The organism is Actinomycetospora sp., assembly GCF_055612215.1.
Window position 1 is genome coordinate 1 of record NZ_JBVPVA010000395.1, and the last position, 3,952, is coordinate 3,952.

The 3,952-nt window shown below is 77.4% G+C and carries 5 protein-coding genes; 4 read left to right on the forward strand and 1 reads right to left on the reverse strand.

Annotation, left to right across the window (positions count from 1 at the left end; genetic code table 11):
• Positions 1-132: DUF3117 domain-containing protein (locus AC0CYZ_RS11230; protein WP_472215278.1), on the forward strand; the 132-nt coding region annotated here is incomplete at its 5' end.
• A 4-nt stretch (positions 133-136) separates the two neighbouring features.
• Positions 137-1,681, forward strand: coding sequence for a leucyl aminopeptidase family protein (locus AC0CYZ_RS11235; protein WP_472215269.1), 1,545 nt, complete (start codon positions 137-139; stop codon positions 1,679-1,681).
• A 70-nt stretch (positions 1,682-1,751) separates the two neighbouring features.
• Here the strand turns inward: AC0CYZ_RS11235 and AC0CYZ_RS11240 are convergent, their stop codons facing one another.
• A complete protein-coding gene (locus AC0CYZ_RS11240; RefSeq protein WP_472215272.1) occupies positions 1,752-2,903 on the reverse strand; it encodes an O-methyltransferase in 1,152 nt (383 codons plus the stop codon).
• A gap of 118 nt (positions 2,904-3,021) precedes the next feature.
• On the opposite strand from AC0CYZ_RS11240, the gene sigE reads away from it, so the two are divergent.
• Both sigE and AC0CYZ_RS11250 read left to right on the forward strand, forming a co-directional pair.
• Positions 3,022-3,678, forward strand: coding sequence for an RNA polymerase sigma factor SigE (gene sigE, locus AC0CYZ_RS11245; RefSeq protein WP_472215274.1), 657 nt, complete (start codon positions 3,022-3,024; stop codon positions 3,676-3,678).
• A partial coding sequence (locus AC0CYZ_RS11250) for a zf-HC2 domain-containing protein (protein ID WP_472215276.1) occupies positions 3,675-3,952 on the forward strand: 278 nt, incomplete at its 3' end. The genes sigE and AC0CYZ_RS11250, both read left to right, overlap by 4 nt.

A 3,952-nucleotide genomic window follows, 5' to 3' on the forward strand; every position in this document is an offset into this window, starting at 1 on the left:
CTCGAGGTCACCAAGGAGGGGCGCGGCATCGTCATGCGCGTGCCGCTCGAGGGTGGGGGCCGGCTCGTCGTGGAGATGACCGCCGACGAGGCGAGTGACCTCCGGGAGGCGCTCACCTCCGTCTCGCCCTGACCGGGTGACCGTCACGACGGGGCAGCGCTCGACCGGCGTCGAGGGCACGCCCTACGCGCAACCGTCCCTCCCCACACCGCTGGCCGACGTCGTCTGTGTCGATCCGGGCACTGACGCCGCCGGCGATGCGCTCGTGCTGCTGCGCCGCACCGCCGACGCCGCTGGCGAGCCCCTGCCCGTCGCGGACACGACGCCGAGCGGCTGGGTGGCCTCGCCCGGTGCGGTCGCCGCCCTGGCGCCCGTCGACGGCGTCGGGCGGTGGCTGGTGGGCGCGGGCGCCGGTTCGGGGTCGGACTGGCGCGCGGCCGGCGCGGCCACCGTGCGCGTGGTGTCCGGGCGGACCGACCCCGGCCCGCTGCACGGCGCGGGGGAGGGCTCCGCGGACGGGGAGGACGTCGTCGCGCGGGTGCTCGTGACGCTCGACGAGGGGCATCCCGGCCCGGACGACGACGCCGCGTGGACCGCGCTGGCGACCGGCCTGCTGCTCGGCTCCCACCGCTTCGGGGTCAAGTCCTCACCCCGCGCCGCGGCCCCGGTCGTCAGGGTCGCCGTGCCCGAGGAGGCCCGGCCGGCGGTCGAGCGGGCGCTGGTCCTCGCCCGCGCGACGGCGATCGCTCGCGACCTCGCCGACACCCCCTCCGGGGCGAAGTCGCCGGCCTGGTTCGCGGACCAGGCGACGGCCCTGCTGGGGACCGTCCCGGGCCTCGAGCTGGTCGTCCGGGACGAGGCATGGCTGGCCGAGCAGGGCTTCGGTGGGGTGCTCGCCGTCGGCGGCGGGTCCTCGCGCCCGCCGCGCTTCCTCGAGATCACGTGGTCCCCGGACGGTGCGTCGCGGCACGTCGTGCTCGTCGGCAAGGGCATCACGTTCGACACCGGGGGCATCTCGATCAAGCCGAACGCGGGCATGGCCGACATGCGCACCGACTGCTCGGGCGGCGCGGCCGTCGTCGGCGCCCTGGGGGCGATCGCCACGCTGGAGCTGCCCGTGCGGGTCACGGGGCTGGTCCCCCTCGCCGAGAACCACGTCTCCGGGTCGGCCTACCGGCCCGGCGACGTCGTGCGGCACTACGACGGCCGCACCTCCGAGGTCACGAACACCGACGCCGAGGGCCGGATGGTGCTCGCCGACGCCCTCGGCTGGGCCGTCGCGACCCTCGAGCCCGACGTGATGGTGGACGTGGCCACGCTCACCGGCGCGATGAAGGTGGCGCTCGGGGTGCGCACCGGGGGCCTGTTCGCCACCTCCGAGGACCTGGCGGGCCGTCTCGTCGAGGCCGGCGCCGCGTCCGGGGAGCCGTGGTGGCCGATGCCGCTGGCCGCCGCGCACGCCGCCGACGTCGACTCCACCATCGCCGACGTCCGCCAGGCACCCCCCGGGCCCGGGGGGATCGTCGCGGCCCTGTTCCTGCAGCGCTTCACCGGCGGGCTGCCCTGGGCGCACCTCGACATCGCCGGGCCCGCCCGCTGCGACTCGCCCCACGAGGAGGTCGCCAAGGGCGCGACCGGGTTCTCGGCCCGCACGCTGGTGGAGTTCGTCGCGGCGTTCTGAGCGAAGGGCACCATCAGTCTGCTGGAGGGGCCAGGGAGCCCCCTCGCCGGAACCCGAGCGCGCCGAGCCGTCAGGCCAGCAGTGACGCGCAGAGCAGCCCGTCGGACATCGGCAGCAGCAGCGGGGCGAGCCGCTCGTCGGCCCGCACCGCGCGCACCGTCTCCCGCAGCGCCGAGGAGATGGCCTCGCGGCGTGTCGTGTCGCTGACCCGGCCGGTCCACAGCACGTTGTCCAGCGCCACCACCCCGCCGGGGCGCAGCAGCCGCACCGCCTCCTCGAGGTAGCGCGGGTACTCGACGGTCAGCGCGTCGACGAGGACGAGGTCGTACCCGCCGTCGGACAGGCGCGGCAGCACGTCGAGGGCCCGTCCCGTGATCATCCGGACGCGCCCGGCGGGGAACCCCGCCTCCATGCACGCCCGGCGGGCCAGCCCCAGGTGGGAGACCTCGCAGTCGATGCTGGTCAGCACGCCCTCCCGCGGCATCCCGCGGAGCATGCTCACGGTGCCCAGCCCCGCCCCGGAGCCGATCTCGACGACGTGGCGGGCGCGCGTCGCGGACGCGAGGAACGTCAGGGCCGCGCAGGCCCCGGCGCCGATCGGGACGATCCCGTACTCGGCGGCCCGCTCCCGCGCGGCGGCGAGCACCTCGTCCTCGGGGGTGAAGCGCTCGGCCCGGGCCCGCAGCCGCTCGACGGCGTCCGCCTCGGCGGCCTCCTCGGGGTCGAGTGCGACGGTGACGGCGGCCTCGTCGTCGGCGCCCGGGGCGTCGTCCCCGCCCGCCGGGGCGTGGTCGACCGCGCGGGGCCCGACGCGGTCACGTCCGGCCGGGGCCTCCACGTCCGGTCCCCGGCGCCCGGGCGGTGCCGGTGGGCGCAGCGGCCCGGTGGGCACCCGCGGGTACACCGGGATGCGCGCGCCGTGGGTTCCCCGCGTCCCCGGGGGCCGGGCCGCACCGCGGCGGCGGCCGGCCAGGCCCGGGGCGCCCGGTGAGGAACCCGCGCCCGTGGCGTCATCACCGGTCATCGGGAGCGTCCGGTCGGTGGAGGGCCGCGACGATGCCGCCGACTCGGACGGCCGGCCCGCGCTGCGCGCGCTGCCGGCGGGCGAGGACGCGGGCGAGGACGCAGGGGACGAGGTGGGCGTGGAGTCGACGACGCGCAGGGCGGCGCGCGCCCCACGTTCGCCGTCGCCCCGGGCCCGGCGACCCCCGTCCTCCGTCACGCGGGCCAGGCTAGATCGGGATCCGGGCACAGGAGCCCACGCCGCGCCGATCCGGATCCTCAGCCCCCTCTCAGACGACCCTCACCCGGGTGTCATCCCGGCCGGCGACAGTGGTGCCATGACCGAGACGCTCGCTGCGCGCCCCGTCGACCCGGACGCCGGTGCGGCCGGGACGCGTGCGGGCTTCACCGACGCCGCCGAGGGCTGGACGCCGCCGTCGTGGGACGACGTGGTGCGCGAGCACGCCGACCGCGTGTATCGCCTGGCGTACCGGCTGACCGGCGACGCGCACGACGCCGAGGACCTCACCCAGGAGACCTTCATCCGGGTCTTCCGCTCGCTCGCGGCCTACCAGCCCGGCACCTTCGAGGGCTGGCTGCACCGCATCACGACGAACCTGTTCCTCGACATGGTCCGCCGGCGCGGCCGGCTCCGGATGGAGGGTCTGCCCGAGGACACCGACCGGCTCCCCGGGGGCGGCCCCGACCCCGAGCAGGTCTTCTCCGAGGCCCACCTCGACCCGGACCTGCAGGGCGCGCTCGACGAGCTCGCGCCCGAGTTCCGGGCCGCCGTCGTGCTCTGTGACGTGGAAGGTCTGTCCTACGAGGAGATCGCGGCCACGCTGGATGTCAAACTGGGGACCGTGCGCAGCCGCATCCACCGGGGACGTCAGGCGCTCCGCAGCGCGTTGGAGCGCCGCCGCGCCGAGCGTGCGGCCGAGGAGGGGGCCGGCGGGCACACGCCGGTGACCCTGGGCACCGGGTCCGCGCCGTGATCGGCCGGTCGCACCACGGCCCCTGGTCCCGCTGGATCGGCGCCGTCTCCGAGGCGATCCCCGCCGGGCACCTCTCGCTCGACGCGGTCGTCGCCCACGTCGACGGCGAGCTCCCCCCGGGCCCGGCGGGCCGCGCCGCCGCCCACGTGGACCGCTGCCCGGCCTGTGCGGGCGAGGTGATGGCCCAGCGCCAGGCCCGCCGCCGCCTGCGCGGCGCCGACGCCCCGGGCGTGCCGGACTCGCTGCTGTGCTCGCTGCGGGCGATCCCCGACGT

Coding starts and splice junctions, on each gene's coding strand:
- sigE (WP_472215274.1), top strand. CDS start 3,022: ATGACCGAGACGCTCGCTGCGCGCCCCGTCGACCCGGACGCCGGTGCG.